The organism is Brevundimonas sp. (assembly GCF_035626975.1).
GTDB lineage: Bacteria > Pseudomonadota > Alphaproteobacteria > Caulobacterales > Caulobacteraceae > Brevundimonas.
In genome coordinates, this window is record NZ_DASPMQ010000022.1 from 64,079 (window position 1) to 86,564 (window position 22,486).

29 protein-coding genes are annotated in these 22,486 nt (G+C 68.9%); 16 read left to right on the top strand and 13 right to left on the bottom strand.

Features of this window, described 5'->3' with window-relative positions; translation table 11 throughout:
* Positions 1-79 precede the first annotated feature (79 nt).
* The 5 genes from VEB62_RS06655 to VEB62_RS06675 form a co-directional block, all read right to left on the bottom strand.
* Positions 80-334, bottom strand: coding sequence for a hypothetical protein (locus tag VEB62_RS06655; protein WP_324797089.1), 255 nt, complete (start codon positions 332-334; stop codon positions 80-82).
* A gap of 183 nt (positions 335-517) precedes the next feature.
* Positions 518-745 carry a hypothetical protein gene (locus VEB62_RS06660; RefSeq protein ID WP_324797092.1) on the bottom strand — a complete coding sequence of 76 codons (228 nt, stop codon included), beginning with the start codon at positions 743-745 and terminating at the stop codon, positions 518-520.
* 178 nt (positions 746-923) lie between these two features.
* On the bottom strand, positions 924-1,208 hold the full coding sequence (locus VEB62_RS06665) for a hypothetical protein (RefSeq protein WP_324797094.1): 285 nt from the start codon (positions 1,206-1,208) through the stop codon (positions 924-926).
* A gap of 159 nt (positions 1,209-1,367) precedes the next feature.
* The gene (gene motA / locus VEB62_RS06670; RefSeq protein WP_324797097.1) at positions 1,368-2,237 is read right to left on the bottom strand and encodes a flagellar motor stator protein MotA; all 870 of its coding nucleotides are present in this window, start codon (positions 2,235-2,237) and stop codon (positions 1,368-1,370) included.
* Between the two features lie 72 nt (positions 2,238-2,309).
* The gene (locus VEB62_RS06675; protein WP_324797099.1) at positions 2,310-4,109 is read right to left on the bottom strand and encodes a long-chain-acyl-CoA synthetase; all 1,800 of its coding nucleotides are present in this window, start codon (positions 4,107-4,109) and stop codon (positions 2,310-2,312) included.
* Positions 4,110-4,463: 354 nt separating this feature from the next.
* On the opposite strand from VEB62_RS06675, the gene VEB62_RS06680 reads away from it, so the two are divergent.
* Positions 4,464-5,003: a hypothetical protein gene (locus tag VEB62_RS06680; RefSeq protein WP_324797102.1), complete on the top strand. Its 540-nt coding sequence runs from the start codon at positions 4,464-4,466 to the stop codon at positions 5,001-5,003.
* 64 nt (positions 5,004-5,067) lie between these two features.
* Here VEB62_RS06680 and VEB62_RS06685 read toward each other — a convergent pair whose 3' ends face one another.
* Complete coding sequence (locus tag VEB62_RS06685; RefSeq protein WP_324797103.1) at positions 5,068-6,390, bottom strand: PQQ-dependent sugar dehydrogenase; 1,323 nt, start codon at positions 6,388-6,390, stop codon at positions 5,068-5,070.
* Positions 6,391-6,482: 92 nt separating this feature from the next.
* Positions 6,483-7,388 (bottom strand): DUF1206 domain-containing protein, encoded by a 906-nt coding sequence (locus VEB62_RS06690; protein ID WP_324797106.1) that lies wholly within the window; start codon positions 7,386-7,388, stop codon positions 6,483-6,485.
* 103 nt (positions 7,389-7,491) lie between these two features.
* Between VEB62_RS06690 and VEB62_RS06695 the strand changes: the two genes are divergently transcribed.
* The 3 genes from VEB62_RS06695 to VEB62_RS06705 all read left to right on the top strand — a co-directional run bounded on the left by VEB62_RS06695 (position 7,492) and on the right by VEB62_RS06705 (position 10,223).
* Positions 7,492-8,430 (top strand): ABC transporter ATP-binding protein, encoded by a 939-nt coding sequence (locus VEB62_RS06695; RefSeq protein WP_324797109.1) that lies wholly within the window; start codon positions 7,492-7,494, stop codon positions 8,428-8,430.
* Positions 8,427-9,203, top strand: a complete 777-nt coding sequence (locus tag VEB62_RS06700) for an ABC transporter permease (RefSeq protein ID WP_324797112.1) — start codon at positions 8,427-8,429, stop codon at positions 9,201-9,203. The genes VEB62_RS06695 and VEB62_RS06700 overlap by 4 nt, the downstream gene beginning before the upstream one ends.
* Before the next feature lie 111 nt (positions 9,204-9,314).
* The gene (locus tag VEB62_RS06705; protein WP_324797115.1) at positions 9,315-10,223 is read left to right on the top strand and encodes a hypothetical protein; all 909 of its coding nucleotides are present in this window, start codon (positions 9,315-9,317) and stop codon (positions 10,221-10,223) included.
* On the opposite strand, the gene VEB62_RS06710 is transcribed toward VEB62_RS06705, so the two are convergent.
* Positions 10,220-10,615, bottom strand: a complete 396-nt coding sequence (locus VEB62_RS06710; protein ID WP_324797117.1) for a hypothetical protein — start codon at positions 10,613-10,615, stop codon at positions 10,220-10,222. The two genes, VEB62_RS06705 and VEB62_RS06710, sit on opposite strands and share 4 nt — an antisense overlap.
* A 106-nt stretch (positions 10,616-10,721) precedes the next feature.
* Between VEB62_RS06710 and VEB62_RS06715 the strand changes: the two genes are divergently transcribed.
* Genes VEB62_RS06715 through VEB62_RS06735 form a run of 5 tightly spaced genes read left to right on the top strand, consistent with a single transcriptional unit; the run spans position 10,722 to position 13,351 of the window.
* Entirely contained in the window at positions 10,722-11,069 is a 348-nt protein-coding gene (locus tag VEB62_RS06715; RefSeq protein ID WP_324797119.1) for an ArsR/SmtB family transcription factor, read from the top strand.
* Entirely contained in the window at positions 11,066-11,560 is a 495-nt protein-coding gene (locus VEB62_RS06720; RefSeq protein WP_324797122.1) for an SRPBCC domain-containing protein, read from the top strand. Before VEB62_RS06715 ends, VEB62_RS06720 begins: the two co-directional genes overlap by 4 nt.
* Positions 11,560-12,222 (top strand): dihydrofolate reductase family protein, encoded by a 663-nt coding sequence (locus VEB62_RS06725; protein ID WP_324797124.1) that lies wholly within the window; start codon positions 11,560-11,562, stop codon positions 12,220-12,222. Before VEB62_RS06720 ends, VEB62_RS06725 begins: the two co-directional genes overlap by 1 nt.
* Positions 12,222-12,692: an SRPBCC domain-containing protein gene (locus VEB62_RS06730; protein ID WP_324797126.1), complete on the top strand. Its 471-nt coding sequence runs from the start codon at positions 12,222-12,224 to the stop codon at positions 12,690-12,692. The genes VEB62_RS06725 and VEB62_RS06730 overlap by 1 nt, the downstream gene beginning before the upstream one ends.
* Positions 12,692-13,351 carry a glutathione S-transferase family protein gene (locus tag VEB62_RS06735; protein WP_324797129.1) on the top strand — a complete coding sequence of 220 codons (660 nt, stop codon included), beginning with the start codon at positions 12,692-12,694 and terminating at the stop codon, positions 13,349-13,351. Before VEB62_RS06730 ends, VEB62_RS06735 begins: the two co-directional genes overlap by 1 nt.
* A 4-nt stretch (positions 13,352-13,355) precedes the next feature.
* Here the strand turns inward: VEB62_RS06735 and VEB62_RS06740 are convergent, their stop codons facing one another.
* Together VEB62_RS06740 and VEB62_RS06745 are read right to left on the bottom strand one after the other, a co-directional pair.
* Positions 13,356-13,889, bottom strand: coding sequence for an FKBP-type peptidyl-prolyl cis-trans isomerase (locus VEB62_RS06740; protein ID WP_324797132.1), 534 nt, complete (start codon positions 13,887-13,889; stop codon positions 13,356-13,358).
* On the bottom strand, positions 13,870-15,072 hold the full coding sequence (locus VEB62_RS06745) for a threonine ammonia-lyase (protein ID WP_324797134.1): 1,203 nt from the start codon (positions 15,070-15,072) through the stop codon (positions 13,870-13,872). The genes VEB62_RS06740 and VEB62_RS06745 overlap by 20 nt, the downstream gene beginning before the upstream one ends.
* A 138-nt stretch (positions 15,073-15,210) precedes the next feature.
* Here VEB62_RS06745 and VEB62_RS06750 point away from each other — a divergent pair, with 138 nt between their 5' ends.
* From VEB62_RS06750 to VEB62_RS06760, 3 genes are all read left to right on the top strand, one after another.
* Positions 15,211-15,750 carry a hypothetical protein gene (locus VEB62_RS06750; RefSeq protein ID WP_324797137.1) on the top strand — a complete coding sequence of 180 codons (540 nt, stop codon included), beginning with the start codon at positions 15,211-15,213 and terminating at the stop codon, positions 15,748-15,750.
* 54 nt (positions 15,751-15,804) lie between these two features.
* A complete protein-coding gene (locus VEB62_RS06755) occupies positions 15,805-16,389 on the top strand; it encodes a BA14K family protein (protein WP_324797139.1) in 585 nt (194 codons plus the stop codon).
* A 126-nt stretch (positions 16,390-16,515) separates the two neighbouring features.
* On the top strand, positions 16,516-16,713 hold the full coding sequence (locus VEB62_RS06760) for a hypothetical protein (RefSeq protein ID WP_324797142.1): 198 nt from the start codon (positions 16,516-16,518) through the stop codon (positions 16,711-16,713).
* A gap of 108 nt (positions 16,714-16,821) precedes the next feature.
* On the opposite strand, the gene VEB62_RS06765 is transcribed toward VEB62_RS06760, so the two are convergent.
* From VEB62_RS06765 to rplU, 3 genes are all read right to left on the bottom strand, one after another.
* Positions 16,822-17,355 carry a GNAT family N-acetyltransferase gene (locus tag VEB62_RS06765; protein ID WP_324797145.1) on the bottom strand — a complete coding sequence of 178 codons (534 nt, stop codon included), beginning with the start codon at positions 17,353-17,355 and terminating at the stop codon, positions 16,822-16,824.
* Between the two features lie 166 nt (positions 17,356-17,521).
* Complete coding sequence (gene rpmA / locus VEB62_RS06770; protein ID WP_324797148.1) at positions 17,522-17,800, bottom strand: 50S ribosomal protein L27; 279 nt, start codon at positions 17,798-17,800, stop codon at positions 17,522-17,524.
* Positions 17,801-17,828: 28 nt separating this feature from the next.
* Positions 17,829-18,392, bottom strand: coding sequence for a 50S ribosomal protein L21 (rplU, locus tag VEB62_RS06775; protein ID WP_324797150.1), 564 nt, complete (start codon positions 18,390-18,392; stop codon positions 17,829-17,831).
* Between the two features lie 296 nt (positions 18,393-18,688).
* Between rplU and VEB62_RS06780 the strand changes: the two genes are divergently transcribed.
* From VEB62_RS06780 to VEB62_RS06795, 4 genes are all read left to right on the top strand, one after another.
* Positions 18,689-20,593, top strand: coding sequence for a calcium-binding protein (locus tag VEB62_RS06780; protein WP_324797152.1), 1,905 nt, complete (start codon positions 18,689-18,691; stop codon positions 20,591-20,593).
* Between the two features lie 76 nt (positions 20,594-20,669).
* A complete protein-coding gene (locus tag VEB62_RS06785; RefSeq protein WP_324797154.1) occupies positions 20,670-21,329 on the top strand; it encodes a hypothetical protein in 660 nt (219 codons plus the stop codon).
* 10 nt (positions 21,330-21,339) lie between these two features.
* Complete coding sequence (locus tag VEB62_RS06790; protein WP_324797158.1) at positions 21,340-22,287, top strand: cation diffusion facilitator family transporter; 948 nt, start codon at positions 21,340-21,342, stop codon at positions 22,285-22,287.
* 38 nt (positions 22,288-22,325) lie between these two features.
* Positions 22,326-22,486: GTP-binding protein (locus VEB62_RS06795; RefSeq protein WP_324797170.1), on the top strand; the 161-nt coding region annotated here is incomplete at its 3' end.

Genomic DNA, 22,486 nt, shown 5'->3' on the forward strand with positions numbered 1-22,486 from the left:
GCCGTAGCCCCCGGATGGCGCAACGAAAAGGGGCCGCCCCGCGTGGACGGCCCCCTGTCGGCAGGTTCGGTGACCTGGGTCAGTGAGCCTCGACGGGCGTCGCGGGCGTGGTCGCGGGTTCGGTCTGGGCGACCTCCGAAGCGGCGGCCGCGTCGGCGGCGGCCTTGGCGTCGGCGGCCGCCTGATCCTCGGTCACCGTGACGGCGGCCTGGTCTGCGATGCCGGAGGCCTCGACAGCTTCGGAGGACGCTTCCGGCGCCTTCTCTTCGGCGTTGTTGCAGGCGGCCAGCGTCAGGGCGGCGGCCGAGGCGGCGATCAGGGCGACGATGCGCATGGGGAAATCCTTCGTTCGAGCGGACGACAGTGTCCCGAAGCCCGAGATACCGACGCCCGCACCGGGGCGGCAAGTGAATTTGGCGCAAGCTCCGCGGACCGGTCGGTGTCGCGCAACGAAAAAGGGCCGCCCCTGGGGGCGACCCTTTCCGAACGGACCCGAAGGTCCGCTACGTCTCAGATATTACTGAGCCGGGGCAGCCGGGGCAGCCGGGGCTTCGGCAGCCGGAGCGGCCGGGGTTTCGGCGGCCGGGGCAGCGGCGTCGGCGGCCGGGGCCATCGCGGCGTCAGCAGCCGGGGCTTCGGCGGCGGGTTCGGCGGCCGGGGCTTCTTCGGCGGCCTTGTCGGCGGGTTGGCAGGCGGCGAGGGCCAGAGCGGCGGCCGAAGCGGCGATCAGAGCGGTGATGCGCATGGTTTTCTTCCTTCAGAAGGGTCAACGAGGTCATGAATCCTCGCAAGGCCGAGATAACGGCTTCGTGAGCCGATACGCAAGCGAAATTCTCACGCGTTCGTGAACTGCTGTCACGCGACAGAAGAAAGGGGACCGCGGACGGTCCCCTTGCTCCTGATACGCCGGGGGCTCGAACGGCTCACCTCGGCGGAGGCGAGGTGGTCGCCGGCGACGTCGTGGCGTTTTCGGGGGGCAGGGTCGGCGGCGTCTGGCCCGGAGGCGTCGCGCCGTCGGGGTTGGTCGGCGGGGTCGTTCCCGGCGGGGTCGTGTCGTCGGCCGGGGTCGCGGCTCCGTCGGTCGCGGGCGCGGTAGCCGCGGCGTCGGCGCCGGTCGTGGCGGCGTCCCCGGCGGTCTGGTCTTCCGCGGGCGTGCAGGCGGCCAGCGTCAGGGCCCCCAGGGCGGCGGCGATGATCATCCGCTTCATGCGTATTCCTCCGGGCGATCGCCGGGCGAAACAGCCGCCCGCTCCCATGATCGGCCCGGGGGTAACCGGCCACGCGGTCTGCTGTTCCCGGGTCCGTGATCGTGGGTGAGAGGTCGTGATCCCGTCGTTACCTGACCGCCTGCCTGAGCGGATCGGCCGTCACGCCTCGGCGGGCGCGCCCTGCAGCGATTCTTCCATCTCGAGGAAGGAGGGCTGGGCCGAGGAGGGGATGTCGCCGCGGCCGATTTCGACCGAAATCTGCGCCGCATTGCCGTGCAGGTGGGCGACCAGCACCGACTGGATGATCTTGTAGAAGGCCGACTCCTCGTCGACGATCGATTTCAGCCGCGACGCGATGGGGCCGACGAGGCCGTAGGCCAGGAAGACGCCGAGGAAGGTGCCGACGAGGGCTCCGCCGATCATGCCGCCGAGGATTTCCGGCGGTTCGGTGATCGAGCCCATGGTCTTGATGACCCCCAGCACGGCGGCCACGATGCCCAGGGCGGGCAGGGCGTCGGCGAGGTTGGTCAGGGCGTGGGGGGCGTTCAGGGCCTCGTGGTGGTGCTTCTCCAGCTGCTTCTCCATGGCGTCCTCGATCTGGTGCGGATCCTCGAGGTTCATGGTCATCATGCGCAGCGTGTCGCAGATGAAGTCGGTGGCGAAATGGTCCTTCAGCACCTTGGGATATTTCTGGAAGATGGCGCTCTCGGCCGGCTTCTCGATGTGGCTTTCCAGCGCGATGACGCCCTTGGACTTCATCGTCTTGGTGAGCTGGAACAGCAGTGACAGCAGGTCCTTGTAGTCCTGCTTCTTCCATTTGGGCCCGGCGAAGGCCTTGCCGAGGCCGCCGAGCGTGGCCTTCATCGTGGTCGTGCTGTTGGAGATCAGGAAGGCGGCGAGGCCCGCGCCGCCGATGGCCATCATCTCGTGAGGCAGGGCATGGAGGATCACCTCGAATTTGCCGCCCGAGATGATGTAGCTGCCGAACACGAGGGCGAACAGCAGCACGATGCCGATAATCTGGAACATGGAGGGGCGGTCGGTCCTGCGCGCGAGAGACGCTGACCTTCGCCGTTAATGATTAAGGGGCGGTTGCGAACCCTACAGCCGGGTCTCGCCGTTCAGGATCGCCTGCCGGGCGGCCTCGTTCAGCTTGGTGTAGCCGCTTTTGCCGCCGCGGACGTAGATCGGTCCGTCGACCTTCTCCGGATCGAAGCCGTCGGCGACGAGGTCCATCTTGCGGTATTTGAAGGTGCCGGTGGTGTCGGCGGACTTGATGAGTCGCACGAAGGCCGGACGCGCGTAGACCGGCAGTTCCTGATCCACCCAGTCGGCGAAGGCGCGGGCGTTGAAGCGGCCGTCGATGACCAGGGCCGCCATGCCGGCCTTGCCATCGTGCCCGGGCACCGGAACCCCGTAGGCGATGACTTCCTTGACGCCCGGCCCGTCGGCCAGGCGCTGCTCGACCTCGGCCGTGGAGACGTTCTCGCCCTTCCAGCGGAAGGTGTCGCCGATCCGGTCGATGAAATAGACGTAGCCCTCCGAGTCCTGCTTCATCAGGTCGCCGGTGCGAAACCAGCGGTCGCCGCGCACGAAGACGTCGCGCAGGACCTTGCGCTCGGAGGCGGCCTTGTCGGCATAGCCCGTAAAGGCGTGGCGGATGTCGTCGCCGATCCGGCCGATGGCTTCCCCGACTTCCCCCGCCTTGGCCGGCTGACACAGGCCGTCGGCGCCGCGCACGGGTTCCTCGCTGTCGATGTCGAAGCGCACGAGGCGGAAGTTGATCTGCTTTTTCAGGAACCCGGGCGCGCGGCCGATGGCCCCCGGCTTGCCGTCGAAGTTGAACAGCGAAACATTGCCTTCGGTGGATCCGTAGAACTCGAGGATCTCGGGTACGGCGAAGCGGGTCTGGAAGTCGTTCCAGACGTCGGGCCGCAGGCCGTTGCCGAAGGCCAGCCGCAGCTTGTGCGACCGCTCATCCGGGCTTTCGGGGCAGTTGACCAGATAGCGGCACAGCTCCCCGATGTAGACGAACAGGGTCGCGCCGGTCGCCTTTACGTCCGGCCAGAAGTTTGAGGCCGAGAAGCGCTTTCGCAGCACCAGCTTGCCGCCGTTCAGCAGCGCCGGGCCGATGCCGACGAGGCCGCCGGTGGAGTGGTAGAGCGGCAGGACGTTGAAGGTGACGTCCTTGTCTGTCGCCGCCGTCGCCCCTGCGAAGGCGCGGATATAGGTGCGGGCGCGGGCGTGGGTCACCTTGGCGGCCTTGGGCATGCCGGTGGTGCCCGAGGTGTAGATGTACAGCGCCGTGTCGCGGTTGGTCAGGCCCGAGCGCACCGAGCGGGCCGGGCGCACCGACGAGCCGCCCCGGACCGGCTTGTCGAGCCCGCGGCGCTCGTCCGCCTCGTCGCTGTCAGCCAGGCCGAGCACCCAGAGCATCAGGTTGCGGCCGGCGAAGGGCCGGGCTTCCTCGACCTTGCGCCAGGAGTCGGCGTCGGTGACCACCTGGGAGGCGTTGGAGATGGACAGGCAGTGGGCCAGGGCGTGCCCGGTCAGGTTGGTGTTGATCAGGGCCGTGGCGACCCCGACCTTGGAGAACCCCATCCAGGCGGCGAGGTATTCGGCCCGGTTCAGCATCACCAGGGCGATGGTGTCGCCGCGCTTCAGCCGCCGGCTCTGGGCCCAGTGACCGAACCGGTTGGCCATGGCGTCCAGCTCGCGATAGGTCAGCGTCAGCCGGTCGTCCTGCAGGGCCACGTGGTCCGGAAACTTGTCGACGGCCTCCTCCCAGTCGTCACAGACCAGGTCCGGGCTGTCGAGGTCGATCGGCTTGATGCGCTTGAGCAGGCGGCGCAGTCCCTTCGCGAACCGCAAGTCGCGCCGGATATTCGCCACCAGCCCCATAGTTCCATCCACTCCATCGAAGGACGCCGCTCCTGATGGTGATGAACAAGCCGGGGGTCCCGGTCAACCGGCGGGGGAATCCTGAGCGGCTTTGCAGCGCATCGAACGCCGGTTTGCGCCAAGGCGTGGCGCCGAAGCGGCGGTCTGGGCAATCCTGGGGGGCAAGGTCGCTCGAGACGGCTACGACAACCCCTTGAGCATCTCCATCGGCTCCAAAAAGTAAAATTTCGCCACAAAGCTGAACGTCAGCGGGCGAAACTGTGTCGGTAACAGTGTTTCTTCATGGCGTAGGGGATATGACGGAACCGTGATCTCACAGAAGGGTTCGGTAATCACTGATTTGGAGGAACATCGATGACCGTGACCTATCCGCATGACCGGCCCCTGCCGCAGGACAGCCATCTCGAAGGACCGCGCGAGGAGCCCTTCATTCCCGTTTACGCAAGGACCGGGCGTTCGGCGCGAGGCCGCAAGGGCGGGATCAAGACATGGATGATCCTCGCGCCGATCGGCGTGCTGGTGCTGGGCGGCGCCGCCGCGGCCCTGATGATGGGCGATCGCGGCGAAGTCGCTCCCGCCCCGCTGGCCGAACCCGCCGCCACCGCGCCCGTGCTGCCGGCCCAACCCGTGACGGCCGAGGCCGCGCCTGTTGAGGTCGCCCCGGTGGTGGAGGCGACGCCGGCTCCGGCCCCCGTCGTCCGCCGGACCGCTCCGGCGTCCGCCCGCCGCCCCGTCGCGCCGGCCCGGACTTCGGCCGCAGCCCCCGCGCCGGCGGCCCGCGTCGTCGCTCCGGCCCAACCCGTCGGTCCGCAACCCTATACGGCGACCCTGAACACCACCCCGGCCCCGGCGCCGGCCCAGGCGCCGGTGATCGTGATCCAGCCGGTGAACTGAGCCCGCGCCCGAAGGACGAGCCCCGGCGGAGCAATCCGCCGGGGCTTTTCCTTGTCTGGCGTACTCAGACGGGCGGGGCCACGGGCGACACCCGCCAGATCACGTCACCGACGTCGTCGGCGACCAGCAGGGCTCCCCGCGCATCGAACTGTACGCCGACCGGGCGGCCCATGGCCTGGTCGTTCTCATTGATGAAGCCGGTCAGGATGTCCTCCGGCGGGCCTGCCGGCGCGCCGTTGGCGAACGGCACGAACACGACGCGGTAGCCGTTGCGCGGCCGGCGATTCCATGAGCCATGCTGGCCGACGAAGGCGCCCCCGCGATAGCGGGCCGGGAACAGACCGCCCTCGCCGAACGTCAGTCCCAGCGACGCCGTGTGGGCGCCGAGGGCGTAGTCCGGCCTTATGGCCCGGGCCACCATGTCCGGGTTGCGGGGTTCGACCCGCTCGTCGACGATCTGGCCGTAGTAGCTCCACGGCCAGCCATAGAAACCGCCGGGCGTCACCGACGTCATATAGTCCGGCGCCAGATCGTTGCCGAGTTCGTCGCGCTCGTTGACCGCGACCCAGAGCCGGCCGCTGTCCGGCTGCCAGGCCAGGCCGACGGGGTTGCGCAGGCCCGAGGCGAAGACCCGGCGCGCGCCCGTCGCCGGGTCGATCTCCAGAATGGCGGCCCGGTCGACCTCCTCGTCCAGCCCGTTCTCTCCGATGTTGGAGTTGGAGCCGACGCCCACATACAGGCGCGATCCGTCCGGGCTGGCGACGAGGCTCTTGGTCCAGTGGTGGTTCCGCCCGGCGGGCAGGTCGGCGATCTTGCGCGGGGCGGCGGTGATCCGCGTCTGTCCGGCCTGATAGGGGAAGGCCACCACGGCGTCGGCGTTGGCGACGTACAGCGTGTCCCCGACCAGGGCCATGCCGAAGGGCGACATCAGGTTGTCGAGAAAGACGGTCCTCATCTCCGCCACGCCGTCGCTATCGGCGTCGCGGAGCAGGGTGATCCGGTTGGCGCTGGGGACCTGCGCTCCCGCCTTCTTCATGAACAGCCGCTGGAAGAACCCGCGCGCGCCGCCTTCCATGCCTTCCGGCTTGGGCGGAGCGTTGGTCTCGGCCACCAGGATGTCGCCGTTGGGCAGGCGATAGAGCCAGCGGGGGTGGTCCAGACCGGAGGCGAAGGCCTGGACCCGGAAGCCGGGCGCCGGCGTGGGCGTCCGGTCCGCGGGCCAGCCGACCGCCTCGGCCACATTGACGACCGGGATCAGCGATCGCTGCGGCGCGGGCAGCACCGGGTTCGGACCGTAGCCCGCCATGGGATCGAGCGCTTCCCCCCCGCCGCATCCGGCGAGTGTGATCAGGAGGACGGATGCGAGGACAGGACTGAGGCGGGCCATGGCGGCCTCCGGGGTTTGACGAGATCAGAACGCGGTTCGGGACGAAGGGATCATCGTTGCGCCTGCCCGACCGCGACTTGACCCGGGACGGCTCAGGGGAGGGGGTTCAACTCCCGCGGCGGCCGAATGCGCCGGAAGCGGGCCTCGATAAAGGAGAAGGCGCCGAAGGCCACGAACCCCAGCGCGGCGACCGCGAGAATCCAGGAACCCGCCGGCTGTCGTTTGACGGCCTCCAGCGCCGACCCGAAACTGGTGACGTCGGAAGCCTGGGCGTCCAGACCGGCCAGCAAGACGAGGCTGGCCAGCGGCAGATAGGCCAGGCCCCGGGCGACGTGCCCGGCCCGCGCCAGCGGGGCCACCCGCCGGCATAGCCGGTCCGAACAGGCGAGGTATTCGGTGAAGTCCTCTCGCCACGCCTTGACGATGTTGCTCACGCCGATCCCGAAGATCGCCAATCCACCCGCGACCAGCAGCCATCGGCCGAGCGGCAGGGCGAGGACGGCGGCGGCGTAGGCCTGGCTCTCGACCTCGCCCTGACGCGCGGGATCGGCCGGCGCTCCGGCGATCAGGCCGAAGGCGCCGACGGCCATGGCTGCGTAGCTCAGGCCGCTGAACAACTGGCTCAGGCGCGTGCCGAGTCCTTTCCATGAACGGCCCTCGTGATCGGCGTCGAATATCGACTGCAGGATGCGCCACATCACGAACGCCGTCAGGCCGAGACCGATCAGCAACGCCCACAGACGGCCGAGCCGCCGCTGCGCCAGCCATTCGAGTGCGCCCATGGTTCCGACCGCGTCGCCGATCAGGCCGACGGCGGCCAGCAGGATCAGCACGCCGACCGACAGATAGACGAAACCCCGGGCGCCGTAGCCGACCCGCGCCGCCAGCTCGACCAGGTCGCGCAGCGGCGGAACGCGTCGCAGCAGCGGCGATTTTCGACGTCCCGGGTCGCCCAGGAGCGCGAGACGGGAACGGAGGGAGGCGAGGGCGTTCGACACGGCGACCTAACCCCCTGCGAGGAATATGGCTCCGCTATCTTCGCTCCGGTCTTGAGGTGCGGGCGGCGGACGCATATCTGCTGGCCGCTCAGGGAGGGCGCGAATGCAGCCGGTCATCTCCATCGAAGGTCTGACGAAGACCTACAAGTCCGGCCTTCAGGCCCTCAAACCGATCGATCTGACGATCCGAAAGGGCGAGATCTTCGCCCTGCTCGGACCCAACGGCGCGGGCAAGACCACGCTGATCTCCGTCGTATGCGGCATCGTCACTCCGACCACCGGCACGATCATCGCCGACGGCCATGACATCCAGACCGACTACCGCCGGGCGCGCGAGAAGATCGGCCTGGTGCCGCAGGAGCTGACCACCGACGCCTTCGAGACCGTGCTGGCCACTGTGAGCTTCAGCCGCGGCCTGTTCGGCAAGGCGCCGAACCCCGCCCATATCGAGAGCGTGCTGCGGGAACTGTCGCTGTGGGAGAAACGCAACGACAAGATCATGACCCTGTCCGGCGGCATGAAGCGCCGGGTGATGATCGCCAAGGCGCTGAGCCACGAGCCCGACATCCTGTTCCTCGACGAGCCGACGGCCGGCGTCGACGTCGAGCTGCGCCGCGACATGTGGAATCTGGTCCGCCGCCTGCGCGAGAGCGGAGTCACCATCATCCTGACCACCCACTACATCGAGGAGGCCGAGGAGATGGCCGACCGGGTCGGCGTGATCCTCAAGGGCGAACTGATCCTCGTCGAGGAGAAGACCGCCCTGATGAAGAAGCTGGGCAAGAAGACCCTGACGCTGAACCTGCAGGATCCGCTGGACGCCGTGCCGCCCGAACTGGCGGAATGGAGCGTCACGCTGAAGGCCGAGGGCCACGAGCTGGAATATGTCTTCGACTCCAATCTGGAGAAGACCGGCGTGCCGTCCCTGCTGCGCCGGCTCAGTGACCTGGGGATCGCCTTCAAGGACCTGAACACCAGCCAGAGCTCGCTGGAGGACATTTTCGTCAGCCTCGTCCACCGCGACACGGGAGCCGCCGCATGAAAGGCCTGAACTTCAACGGCTACGGCGTCCTGGCCATCTACAGGTTCGAGATGGCGCGGGCCCTGCGCACCGTGTGGCAGAGCGTGGTCACCCCGGTGATCACCACCGCCCTGTATTTCGTCGTCTTCGGCTCGGCCATCGGCAGCCGTATGACCGAGATCGACGGCGTGCCCTACGGGGCCTTCATCGTGCCCGGGCTGATCATGCTCAGCCTGTTCACCCAGTCGATCTTCAACGCCTCGTTCGGCATCTACTTCCCGAAATTCACCGGCACCATCTATGAGCTGCTGTCCGCGCCGGTGTCGCCGCTGGAGATCGTCATCGCCTATGTCGGGGCGGCGGCGACCAAGTCGGCCGTGCTGGGCCTGATCATCCTGGCGACCGCGGCCCTCTTCGTGCCGCTCCAGATCCTGCACCCGATCGAAATGCTGGCCTTCCTGATCCTGATCTCGACGACCTTCAGCCTGTTCGGTTTCATCATCGGCATCTGGGCCAACGGCTTCGAGCAGTTGCAGATGATCCCCATGCTGGTGGTGACGCCGCTGACCTTTCTGGGCGGCTCCTTCTATTCGATCGACATGCTGCCCCCGGCGTGGCGCACGGTGACCCTGTTCAACCCGGTAGTTTATCTGATCTCCGGTTTCCGCTGGACCTTCTACGGCAGCGGCGATGTCGGCATCGGGGTCAGCCTGGCGGCGACCTTCGGCTTCCTGCTGATCTGCCTGGCCATCGTCGGCTGGATGTTCCGGACCGGATACCGGCTGAAGAACTAGGGTTGGAGAACCGGGATCGTCAGGTTGGCGTCACGAAACGGGCCAGATCGGTCCGCAATCTGGCCCGGTCTTCGCGTTTCTGAAGCGCGCCCCGACGGCGCGGGAGAGTTCATGTCCACCGACGACAATCAACCCCTTAACGGTTCGTCCGCCCCCTTCGCCCGCCGCCCGGTGACCTGGGGCCGTCCGCCGGCGACCGTGTTCCGGGCCGGGCCGCTGCCCAGGGGCGAACGCCTGCCGCCGCTGCCCGAACCGCCGGCGTCCGCGCCGCTCCGGCCGTCCCGCGCCATCCTCAGCGGGTCGATGATCCCGCAGGCGGCGCCCACTCCCGCGCCGACGCCAGCCCCGGCCCCGGTTCCGACGCCAGCCTCCACTCCGACGCCGGCCGCGTCCGTCGTGGATGCGCCCGAACGGCCGCCCGTTCGCCCGGCGTCGCCCGGGCCCGATCTGACCGTGCGGCCGTTGCCGCCGCTTCCGGAGAGCCCCGCGCCGCGCCGCCCGATCCCGTCGCCCGTCGAAGCGGCCCCGTCCGTCCTTCCGGTCGCGACCGCCGCGCGCCGCCGTCCGGCCGGTCGCCTGCCCGTCTACGCCGGCGTGGCGGCGGCGGTGGTCGGGGCGGTCGCCGTCGGCGGATGGATGCTGACCCGGCCGCCCGCCGCGCCGGTCCCCGCCGTGCCGGCCGTCGCGCCGTCCATCCCGGCGCCGGCGACGATCGCGGCCCCGCCCGTCGTCGAGGCTGTGCCGGTCGCCGAACAGCCGGTCGCAGAGGCGGCCCCCGCTCCGGCCGCCCCCGCGGTTCGCGCCGCGACGGTGGATCGGCCGGCTGCGGCCCCGGCCGTCGTCCGGCCGCCCGCGCCTGTTGCGTATGAGGCGCCCCCGCCCGCGCCGACGCCCGTGGCGACAGAGCCGCGGATCGAGATCGTCCCGGTCGAGCCGGCGGGACCGCCCCCGACCTCGGCCGAGCGCCCTTCCGCCGATCCGGACGCTCCGATCGCGACCCGGCCCCAGGCGCTGAACTAGGCCGGCGGGCCGGGCGTCCTGATGGTCAGGTAGCCGCGCTCGACCATGCGGCGCAGGCCTTCATAGGCTTCGGCCAGCTCCTCGTAGGCCGTGCGGGCCGAGGTCAGCCGGGCGATCTGGTCGGGCGTCGACGGCGCGCCCGATTCGCTCTGGCGCAGGGCTTCGCCCACCCATTTGGCGCGCGCCGTCGCCGTCTGCACCGCCAGCCGCTGGAATACCGCCGCGTCCAGTCCGGGAAGGGCCGCGCCGATCACCTCGCGGTTGGCGATGAAGGCGGAATAATCGATCTGCTCGAGCAGGCCCCGCAGCCGCCGCTGCTCCTGCGGATCGGCGTCCTGCGGCTCGAAATGATCGCGCTGGCGACGATAGGTGGAAGTCTGGATGGTCGACATCGCGCCGCTCCGGAGATGGACGACGTCGAGCGTGCGCCGCGTCGATTAACGAGGGGTTGCGGCGGAGGGGCTTGCGGTGGCGGCTTGCGGCATGATACTTAAGTGAATGCTTCAGTATCAGCAACCGCTCGACCTCGCCTTTCAGGCGCTGTCCGATCCGACCCGGCGGCGCATGGTCGAACGGCTGTCCGCCGGCCCGGCCACGGTGAGCGAACTGGCCGAACCCCTGCCGATGTCGATGTCGGCGGTGGTGCAACACCTGAAGATTCTGGAGGCCTCCGGACTGGTGGCCACGGAGAAGGTCGGCCGCGTCCGCACCTGTCGGGTCGACGCCCGGGCGCTCAGCGCCGCCGAACGCTGGATCAACGACCGTCGCCGGTCGGTCGAGCGCAGTCTCGACCGGCTCGGCGCCTTTCTGGACGAGACGAAACCCGAAGAGGAGTCGAAGTCATGACCACCCCCAATCCCGAGCTCGCTCACGGGACTTTCACCATCGAGCGCCGGTACGACGCCTCGCCCGAGCGGGTGTTCCGCGCTTATTCGGATCCGATCGCCTTTCGCCGCTGGTTCGTCGACGGCGAGGGCTGGACCATCCACGACTGGACCTACGACTTCCGCGTCGGGGGTTACGCCGGCGGCAGTTTTCGGTTCGGCGACGAAACCAATGAAACCTGGTTCAATGACACCGAGCACCTGGATATCGTCGACAACAGCCGCATCATTGTCAGCTATGTGATGGGCCGCGTGACCGCGGCGGGCAAGGAGCGGGCCTCGGCCTCCCTGGCCACGACCGAACTGGTCGCCGACGGCTCGGGCACGCGGCTCATCTATACCGAACAGGGCGCCTACTTCGGTGGCGACCCGCGTCAGGAAATCGCCATGCGCGAGCACGGCTGCGGAGAGATGCTCGACAAGCTCGGCCGTGAGCTAAAGGAGCGTTCGTAATGGCCGGCAAGGTTCGCGTCAGCAGTTTCGCGGTCTCGGTCGACGGGTTCGGCGCCGGACCGGACCAGAGCCTGGCGAATCCGCTGGGCGTCGGCGGCGAGAATCTGCACCACTGGTTCTATCCGACGAAGACCTTTCAGACGTTGTTCGGGCAGGGTCAGGGCACGGAAGGGACGGACGCCGGCTTCGCCGAGCGCGGCATGGAGAATGTCGGCGCCTGGATTCTCGGCCGCAACATGTTCGGCCCGATCCGGGGCGACTGGCCCGACGAGGACTGGAAGGGCTGGTGGGGCGAGGAGCCGCCCTATCATGTGCCGACCTTCGTCCTGACCCACCACCCGCGCCGATCGCTCGAGATGAAGGGCGGCACGGTCTTCCATTTCGAGACGGGCGGGATCGAGGCGGCGCTGCAGCGGGCGCGCGACGCGGCCGGCGACAGGGACATCCGCATCGGCGGCGGGGCGGAGACGATTCGCCAGTATCTGCGGGCCGGTCTGATCGACGAGATGCATATCGCTGTCTCGCCCGTCCTGTTGGGTCGGGGCGAGCCGTTCTGGGCCGGTCTGGACCTGCCGGCGCTGGGCTATGATGTGATCGAAAGCACCGCCGGCGAGCGCGCCACCCACCTGCGGATCGCGCGCAAGGGACACGGAGGGGCGTGATGACGGGCGACCGTCTCTTCTTCGGCGCCTTCACGGTCGAACGAACCTATGCCGCGTCGCCCGTGCGGGTGTTCGCCGCCTTCACCGACCGCGGGATCAAGCAGCGCTGGATGGGCTGCGAAGAGGTCCGCGCTCCGGTCATCGAGCAACTCGACTTCCGCGTCGGCGGTCGCGAGATCAGCCGCGGCGGCGGCGGAGACGGCGCCGAGCACCTGTTCGAGGGGACCTACCTCGACATCGTGCCGGACCTCCGCTTCGTCTTCGCCTTCGTCATGCATGTCGGCGGGCGCAAACTGTCGGCCTCGATCGCCTCGGTGGAGGTTCTGGCCGACCCCGGCGGCGCGCGGCTGATCTTCAACGAGCAGGGCGTCTACTTCGGTGAGGACGGCTGGGCCGAACGCGAGGAAGGGACCGTCCAGGGCATGAAACAGCTGGCCGCCTGGCTGGCGACGCAAGACGAGGCTGCCTGATGTCGCTGATCCTCTGGTCCCATCCCTACGCCGGCTACGGCCAGAAGGCGTCGGTCGCCCTCTACGAGCTGGACCTGCCGTTCGGGCTGAAGCTGGTCGACGCCGGCGACGAGGCCGTCATGGCGGCCTTCCGGGCCGTGTCGCCCCTCGCCAAGATGCCGACGCTGGTGGACACGGCGGCGGGGAAGACGATCTATGAATCCAGCATCGTCATCGAATATCTCGACCGGCTGGCCGGCGGTGGGCGGCTGATCCCGGCCGATCCGGAGGCGGCGCTGGAGGCGCGCTGGATCGACCGCATCATAGACACCTATGTCGGCGGCCCGATGAACCGGATCGTGCTGGGCAAATTCCGGCCCGAGGGACAGCACGACGCTTTCGGAGCGGCCCAGGACGCGCAGGTCATCGCCACGGCATGGGATCTGCTCGAGGCCCGCCTGGCCGATGGCCGGACCTGGGGCGCGGGCGACACCTTCACCCTGGCTGACTGCGCCGCCGCGCCGATCCTGACCTACGCCCGGCGGCTGGTTCCCTTCGGTGATCGCCCGCGGTTGAAAGCCTGGCACGGACGGCTGATGGCGCGGCCGTCCTTCCGTCGCGCGCTCGAGGACGCCGCGCCCTTCGGCGACCTGATGCCGGCGCCCCCCGCCGAAGACTAGCGGCTCAGCCCGTGGCGGTCGCCACGGCGGTGTCGCCGCCGGGGTTGCGGGCGAGGTCCAGCAGCTTCAATCGGAAGATCAGGGCGCTGTTGGGCGGGATCGCGCCCATGTCCCGGTCGCCATAGCCGAGGGCCGGCGGGATGTAGACGTACCATTCGTCGCCGACGCTCATGTGCTGCAGGGCGTCCCGCCAGCCCGGCACCACCTCCTCGACGGTGAACACCGTCGGCCGCCCGTTCTCGAACGAGCTGTCGAATACCGTGCCGTCGGTCAGCGTGCCCTGGTAGTCGACGCGAACCATGTCGTTGCCGTCGGGCCGCTCGCCCCCGGGCGGACCGGCCCGGATGACCTTGTACTGCACGCCCGACGGCAGGGTCTGCACGCCCTCGGCCCTGGCGTTGGAGGCCATGAAGAATTCGGCGGCGCGCAGGTTCTCGGCGGCCACCGGATCGCCGGGCGACGCCGCGTCGCGACCGCAGCCGGTCAGCGCCGCCGCCATGGCCAGCATGGCCCCCGTCCTAGCCCATCCGTAGCGCATAGCCTGCCTCTTCCAGTCCGTGTCTGATTTCATCCGCGTGGGCCTCGCCGCGCGTCTCGACCATGATGTCGAACTCCGCGCCCTTGGCCGGCACGTCCAGCGCCAGCCGGTTGTGCACGACGTCGATGATGTTGCCGCCGAGGCCGCCGATCACCGCGCTCATCTTGGACAGCATGCCCGGGCGGTCGTCGCCCAGGATGCGATAGACGATCAGCCGCTTCTCGCGCACCAGTTCGCGGTTCAGCACCACGGCCAGCATGCGCGAATCGATATTGCCGCCGGTCAGTTCGATGCCGACCTTCAGGCCACGGAACTTGTCGGGATAGGCCAGCATGGCCGCCAGTCCGCCGGCGCCCGCGCCCTCGGCCACCGTCTTCTCGAGCGTGGCCAGGAAGGCGACCCCTTTCTCGAAGTCGGCCTCGTCGACGACCAGCACCTCCTCGACCAGCGGATCGGCCAGGGCGAAGGGAATCTCCCCGACCGCCTTGATGGCGATGCCCTCGGCGATGGTCTGGCCGCTGCATTTCGCGGCTTCGCCGCGGCGCCGGGCCGAGAATGAGGGATACATCGCCGCCTCGACCCCGAAGATGCGGATCGACGGCTTCAGCCCCTTGGCGGCGATGGCCGATCCGGCGATCAGTCCACCGCCGCCGATAGGGATGATCAGGACGTCCAGATCGGGCGCGTCCTCCATGAATTCGAGGCCGCAGACGCCTTGGCCGGCGATGATGCCCTCGTCGTCGAAGGCGGAGACGAAGACAAAGCCTTCCTCGTCCCGGAGCCGGTGAGCCTCCTCGGTCGAGCCCGAGAAATCCAGTCCCTTGATGACGACCGTGGCGCCGTGCGCCCGCGTGCCGTCCGCCTTCACGAACGGGGTGCCCTCGGGCATGACGATGGTGACGGGAATGCCCAGCCGGCCGCCGTGGTAGGCCAGCGCCTGGGCGTGATTGCCAGCCGAGGCCGCGACCACGCCGCGCCGACGTTCCTCCGGCGTCAGCTGCAGCAGCCGGTTCAGGGCGCCGCGCTCCTTGAAACTGCCGGTGAAATGCAGGTTGTCGAACTTGATCCACACCTCGGCGCCGGTCAGCTGGGACAGCTTGCGGGAATGGCGCACCGGCGTCCGGTCGACCTGACCCGCGATCCGGTCCCGCGCCGCCAGAATGTGGTCAAACGTGACTGTCATGGGGCTCCCCTATACCCGGTCTTCGCCGAGTTGCTGCGCGCTTTTGGACCACCGTCCGGAGGCTCGCAACCTTGACCTTGCCGCGGCGTTGAGCGTCTGATCCGCACGTTCGACCCGCACCCGTGACGGAGAGAGCCCATGGCCGCCCAGATGACCCCTCGCAAACCTGTTCTCCCCCTGATCGCCGCCGTCGCGCTCGGCGGGCTGCTGGCGGCGTGCGAGACCTATCCGATGGACGGCGGCTTCGCTCCGGACCCCCGGCCGGCCCCGGGCGTCTTCCGCGCCGACGACTTCGCATGGTCAACCGCTTCGGGCCGGGCCTCGATCGACGGACGAATCGACTACCGGCGCAACGGGGAGGTCTTCACCTGCACCGGCTCGGTCGGCCTGACCCCCGACACGCCCTATACCCGCGCCCGTTTCCGCACCCTGTACGGCTCGACCGACCGCGCGGCGGTGCCGGAAGCCATCGTACGCACCCGCACCGTCGCCGATCCCAGCGCCGACTACCGCTCCTACGTTCGCTCGACCACCTGCGACAACGGGCGTTTCACCTTCACCGGCCTGCCGGACGGCGGCTGGTTCATCATCGCTCCGGTCAGCGACGGCGGCGACGACCGCATCGTCCTGATGCGCCACGTCGACACCCGGGGCGGGCGCGTTTCGGTCACCCTGTAGCGTTCCCAGTTCGTCTTTTCAGGCCGCGTATCGGGCCGCTCTGGAGAATTAACCATGCGCCGTCCGTTCCTGACCCTGATCCTGGCCGCCGGGTGCGCCTTGGCGGCCGGCTCCGCGGCGGCCCAGTCGTGGGGATACAATAGCGGCCACGGACGTCACGAGGCCGGTTCGAACCGCGCGCCCTCGGCCTTCGCCTGGCGCAGTCAGCTCGACCGGCCGGGCGATTACCGTTGCGACACCTTCTGGGACGCCAACCGCACCGACTGCGGGGCCCGCTGGCGCGACCAGCGTCACCGCGTCAGCCCGCAGGCCCGACGCGATTACCGCGCCCTCGCCGGCTACGGGGACAACCACGGTTATGGCCGTCCCTATGGTCATGACGGCCGGTATTCAACGCGCCGCCGCGGTTATGGCCACGGCTACGGGAGCTATGGGCAGGCGGGAACAGTGTATCACGGCGCCTATGGCCGGCCGGATATCGTCCATGCGGGCGGGGGCCGCGGGGGGTATGGCCGTCAGGACTACGCTGGCGGCCGCGATCCGGCCCGTATCGACTGGTGCCGCGCGACCTGGCGCTCCTACGATCCCGCCAGCGGCTACTACCGCGCCTGGAGCGGACGCCTGATCTTCTGCGGCTGACAGCGTACGAACGGCGTTCATCCGATCACGGAACGGTGGATGAGCGGCGTTCGCCATCGTTTCGCCTTGTCCGACCCGCTTCGGTCCTCCTGACCCGCAAGGGGCGGTGGAACAGGGAGCGCGTTCATGTCCCAGCACAATATTTCAGGCTCGGAAGTTTTTGGGCCCAAGCCCGGCGTCATGCTGAGGTCGGTGAAGACCAGCGGCCTGCGCCGTCAGCGCGCGGCGCGCACATGGATGGCCTTCACGGCGGGCGCCATCGTGGCCGTCGCGGCGGGAGCCGTCGCCCTGGCCGCCGTTTTCGGCCCGACTCTCTTCGGTTAGGCTTCGGCATCGGGCCGCCGCCCGACGGCCCTCCGCCCACGAAGCCTTGGCAGCCCGGCCCTTTCAGGCCGGGCTGTCGTGCGCGTGGCGATCGTCACTCAGGGCGGGTCAGGCCAGCCACACCATCCGCCGCGTCTCGGCGTCGGCGCCCCGCGCGCGGCTGAAGCCTTTGCGGACCTCGCCCGTGTACAGGAAGCCCGCCTTCTCCAGCACGCGGCCGGAGGCCGGGTTGTCGCTGAAATGCCCGGCGACCAGAGCGCGCCGTCGCCAACGCCGCGCAGCCCAGGCCAGCGCGCCCTCCAGCGCCTCCGTCGCATAGCCCCGGCCCCAGAACGGACGGCCGATCCAGTAGCCGACCTCGGGGGCCGGATCGCTGTCCTCGAACAGGCCGATGACGCCGACCGGGCCGTGGTCCTCGTGCTCGATCAGGAAGGTCGCGGCCCGGGCGGGATCCTGTCCGGCCACGCCGATCACGAAGGCTTCCGCGTCTTCCATCGAATAGGGGTGGGGCAGGCGCAGGGTCATCCGCGCGATGTCAGGATCATTGGCGAGGGTCGCCAGACGGCTGACGTCCTGCGGGCGCGGCGCGCGCAGGGCCAGACGCCGCGTCTCGACGACGGGAGAGGGTTCGATCACGCACATGGTTGCGCCTCATCCAGTACGCCGCCTCCTTGGAGGGCTCGGACGGCATCGAGGCGGGGAAACGAAAACGGGGAGCCTGGTGATCCAGACTCCCCGCGGAAATAATTCCCTTGGTCCGGATCGCGGCTCTTGAGCCTTGCGCGATCCGGAAGATGTTCCGTTCGCGCTACTCGGCGGCCATGGCCTGTTCAACGGCCGGAAGAATCGACACGTAGCATCGGCCGTTCGCTTTTTTGGTGAATTTCACGGCGCCGTGCACGGTGGCGAACAGGGTGTGGTCGCGGCCGAGGCCGACGTTCTCACCCGGGTGGAAGGTGGTGCCGCGCTGACGCACGAGGATGTTGCCGGCCAGCACGCGCTCGCCGCCGAACTTCTTCACGCCGAGGCGCTTCGACTCGGAGTCGCGACCGTTACGCGACGAACCACCGGATTTCTTGTGAGCCATAGGTCTGCTCCCTTGTCTCTAACTGTTCTTACGCTTCGTCGGTCGAGGCGGGCTTGGCCTTGGGCGCAGCCTTTTTGGCCGGAGCCTTCTTGGCGGCGGCCGGCTTTTCAGCGGCGGCTTCGGCCTTCGAGGCTTCGGCCTTGGCGGCCTTCGGAGCGGCCGCCTTCTTCGCCGGCTTGGCTTCGGTCTCTTCAACGCGCGGGGCCAGGCCCCGGGCGCGCAGGTTCATCTCGGCCTTGGTCATCAGCGAGGTTTCGCCGTCCCATTTGGCCTTTTCGCCGGCGCCTTCGATGCCGGTGATGCGCAGGACCGATTCCATCTGGCGATGGCCGTTGGTGCGGCGATAGCCCTGACGGCGGATCTTCTTGAAGATCTTGATCTTCTCACCCTTGCGGGTTTCGACCAGCGTCGCGGCGACGGTCGCGCCGGCGATCATCGGGGCGCCCAGGGTGATGCCCTTGTCGCCGCCCAGCATCAACACGTCGCCGAACGACACGTTGGAGCCGGCCTCGCCGTCGAGCTTCTCGACCACGATGACGTCGCCGGGTTGGACCCGGTACTGCTTGCCGCCGGTCTTGATCACCGCGTACATGTTGAAGCCTCAGCGAAACGCAAAAAGAATAAGCCCGACGGGGGTCCCCTCGGGCGAAGAGCGGCGACATATACGGAAGGGGGTCGCTGAGTCAACGCGAAACCCGGCTCTCCGGGCCTTTCTGGACGCCGGTGACGCCGCCAGAGGTCCGCCAAAGCAGAGATCACGGCCGGCGACGGCCCCGTCCGGCGAGTCACTGATTGCGTCGGCGGCGACCCGACGTTAAGAAGTCGGTAACGATGTTCTACCAGTCGCTCCGCGCGGCGATTCAGGGTTTTGCGTCGAAGGGGGCCGCCATGGGCATTCAAACAAGCCTCCGCGCAGGCGAGCCGGACACCGTCCTGTTCGCGCTTGTCTCGGGCGACAGCGGCGACAACGCGCTGTCCGGAACCGGCACTGATGACACCATCGAGGGGCTGGGCGGCGACGACGTTCTGAGCGGCGGCGCTGGCTCCGACGTTCTTGACGGTGGTGCGGATACCGACACGGCCGACTACACGACCGCGGCGTCTGGCGTCCTGGTGCGGCTCTATCTCGGGCTGGCGCCGACCGACGGCGACGGCGGCGCTGACACCCTGATCTCGATCGAGAACGTGACCGGCTCGGCCTTTGACGACACCCTGCTGGGCTCGGCAGGGTCCAATGTGCTCAGCGGTGGCGATGGCCGGGACTATCTGGTCGGTCTCGGCGGCGATGACCTCCTGATCGGCGGGTCCGGCACGTCCAACCAGCTGCAGGGCGGCCTCGGCGACGACATCTACCAGGTCGACGCCAACGACACGCTCGTGGAGTTCTCGGGCGAGGGGCACGATTCGGTCTTCACCACCCAGTCGCGCCTGGTCCTGGCCGCCAATCTGGAAGACCTGGCCTCCCTCGGTTCGGGCGCCTTCACCGGCATCGGCAACGCCGAAGACAACGCCATCACGGGCAATATCGGGAACGATGCGCTGGCCGGCCGCGGCGGAGCCGATGTCCTGGACGGCGGCGACGGCGTGGATACGGCCGACTACAGCCTCGCGGCCAGCTTCGTCATCGCCAACCTCGCCGACGGCGGCGCCACGGACGATGGTGACGGATCGACCGACACCTTCGCCAGTATCGAGAACCTGCTGGGCTCCGCTTTCGGCGACGAGCTGTATGGCGACGCCGGTGGGAACGTGCTGGACGGCGGCGACGGCTACGACCTGCTGGCCGGGGGCGGGGCGGCGGACGTGCTGCGGGGCGGCGCCGGCTATGACATGGCCGACTACAGCGCCGCCGCGGGCGCGGTGGTGGTCAAGCTCAACATCGGCCAGACCACGAACGATGGCGACGGCGCCTCGGACCAGCTGGTCAGTATCGAGGACGTCACGGGCAGCGATTTCAACGACGTCATCATCGGCAGCGCGGAGAGCAACTATCTGTACGGCGGGGAGGGGCGCGATGTCCTGATCGGCCTGGATGGCGACGATCTGCTGGAAGGCGGCAATGGCGCGGCCAATCAGCTCCAGGGCGGTCTCGGCGACGACCGCTACTATGTCGAAGCCAACGACACCCTGGTCGAGTTCGCCAACGAGGGCTACGACAGCGTGGCCACGACGCTGAACAGCTACACCTTGCGCGCCAATTTCGAGGAGCTGGGCTTCGACGGCGTGGGCGATTTCGTCGGCGTCGGCAACGATGAGGACAACAGCATCGTCGGCGGGGACGGCGACGACACCCTGACGGGCGGCAAGGGCGACGACATCCTGGTGGGAACCGGCAGCTGCGGCTGCGGCGGCGGTGGAAACGACACGGCGGTGCTGTCCGGTGTCTTCGCCGACTATCTGATCGAGGACCTGGGCGGCGGGCTATGGGGCGTGACCGACAGTGTCGTCGGCCGGGATGGCGCCGACCTGCTGGTCGACATCGACCAGCTCCGGTTCTCCGACGGTTCGATCCATGTGCTGGTTCCGGCCTCCGCGCCGGTTCTTTCGGACAAGGCGCTCGACATGGCCCAGGTCCTGCCGGGGCTGACAGGAGACGACTTCATCCTGTCCGGGGACGACGACACGCCCCTGGCCCTGCCGGACCTCGCCGTTAGCGCCGGGGCCTTCGCCCCCGGCAGCTTCGGCGGCCGCGGCGGATCACCGGGCGAGATGCTGGCCTTCGGGCAGGACGGGTTCCTGATCGGGGGCGTCGACGATCCCGTACATCGGAGCGACCACGACTGGCTGTTCTGACCAGGACGGTGCGGCGGAGAGCGAATTCTCCGCCGCGCTCTCGACTGTTATAAAGTAACACGCTACAGAGGCGGGGATGACGCCGCCCGACCTCGATCAGTCGATCCTCCTGTCCCTGCTCGGCGGCGGGTTCGCGACCGCCTTCCTGCACGCGGCCCTGCCGACGCACTGGCTGCCCTTCGTGCTGGTCGGCCGGGCGCAGCGCTGGAGCCTCGGCCGCATGCTGGCCGCCGTCACGGCGGCGGGTCTGGGCCACATCGCCGCCACGGCCCTGGTGGGAAGCCTGATCGTCATCGCGGGGCTGGCGCTGGACCAGTGGATCGCCGGCCTGCTGCCGTATCTGTCGGCGATCCTCCTGTTCGTCTTCGGTGCCTTCTACCTGGTTCGGGCGGCGATCCGTGGTCCCCAGACGGCCGGCGGTCCGCAGCTGGACCTGCCCGAGCCGGCGGTGTCGCACGCCGCCGCCTTCTGGGGCCTTGTGGCGATGATGGCGATCTCGCCCGGCGAGGTGCTGCTGCCCTTCTATCTGAGCCAGGCGCAGGAAGGTCTCGCCGTGCTCGCGGCGCTGACGCTGGTCTTCGCGGTCGGGACCGTGCTCGGCATGGCCCTGTTCACCCTGCTGGCCCGCGCCGGATGGTCGGTGCTGCGGCTCGAGCGCTGGGCGCGGTACGAAGGGGCGGTGCTGGGGCTGGCCCTGATCGTTATCGGCCTTCTCGTCGTCACCCATCAGCACTAAAGCTCTGCGGATGGCGCACGCCCACGGCCACATCCATGACGATCATGGCCACGATCACCACGATCATGGCCATGCACACGGCCACCATCACCACGGTCCGGTCGACACCGGCGACTGGCGCTATGCCGTCGGGCTGATCGTCAATCTCGCCTTCGTCGGCTGCGAGGTCGTGGCCGGCCTGTGGAGCGGGTCGACCGCCCTGCTGGCCGACGCGGGCCATAATCTGTCAGACGTGCTGGGTCTGGCCATGGCCGGCGGCGCGGCCTGGCTGGCGCGGCGCGCCGGCGGCCCGCAGAAGACCTACGGCTACGGCAAGGCCACGGTGCTGGCGGCGCTGGCCAACGCCATCCTGCTGATCTTCGCCTGCGGGGCCATCGCGGTCGAGGCGGCCCAGCGGCTGGGCAGCGGAGCCGAGGTCCAGTCCCGTATCGTCATGATCGTCGCCGGCGTCGGCTTCGTCATCAATCTGGGCACGGCCCTGCTGTTCATGCGCGACCAGCATTCGGACCTCAACGCGCGCGGGGCCTATCTGCACATGCTGGCCGACGCCGCCGTCTCGATCGGCGTCGTCATAGCCGGCGCGGCGATCCTGTTCACGGGCTGGTCGATCATCGATCCGCTGGTCAGCCTGGTCATCGTGGCGGTGATCCTGTGGGGCACCTGGGGCCTGCTCAAGGACTCGGTCAACCTGGCGCTCGACGCCGCTCCCCGGGGGGTGGACGTCGAGGCGATCCGCACCGCCTTCCTGGCCCTGCCCGGGGTCAGCGCCGTCCACGACCTGCACGTCTGGGGCCTGTCGACGACCGACACGGCCCTGACCGCCCACCTCGTCCACGACAGGCCCGATCCCGAGGCGTTGCTGGCCGAGGCGCACAGGATGGCCCGGGTCCGTTTCGCCATCCATCACACCACCCTGCAGCTGGAAGCCGGCCCCCTGCCGGATTGTCCCGACTGCTGACCTTCACAAGCGGCCTCGCAGCCGCCATCTAGCGGCCCATGACCGACACCGCCTCTGGCAAGATCCCCGTCACCGTCCTCACCGGCTACCTCGGCGCCGGCAAGACCACCCTGCTCAACCGCATCCTCACCGAGGACCACGGCAAGCGCTACGCCGTCATCGTCAACGAGTTCGGCGAGATCGGCATCGACAACGACCT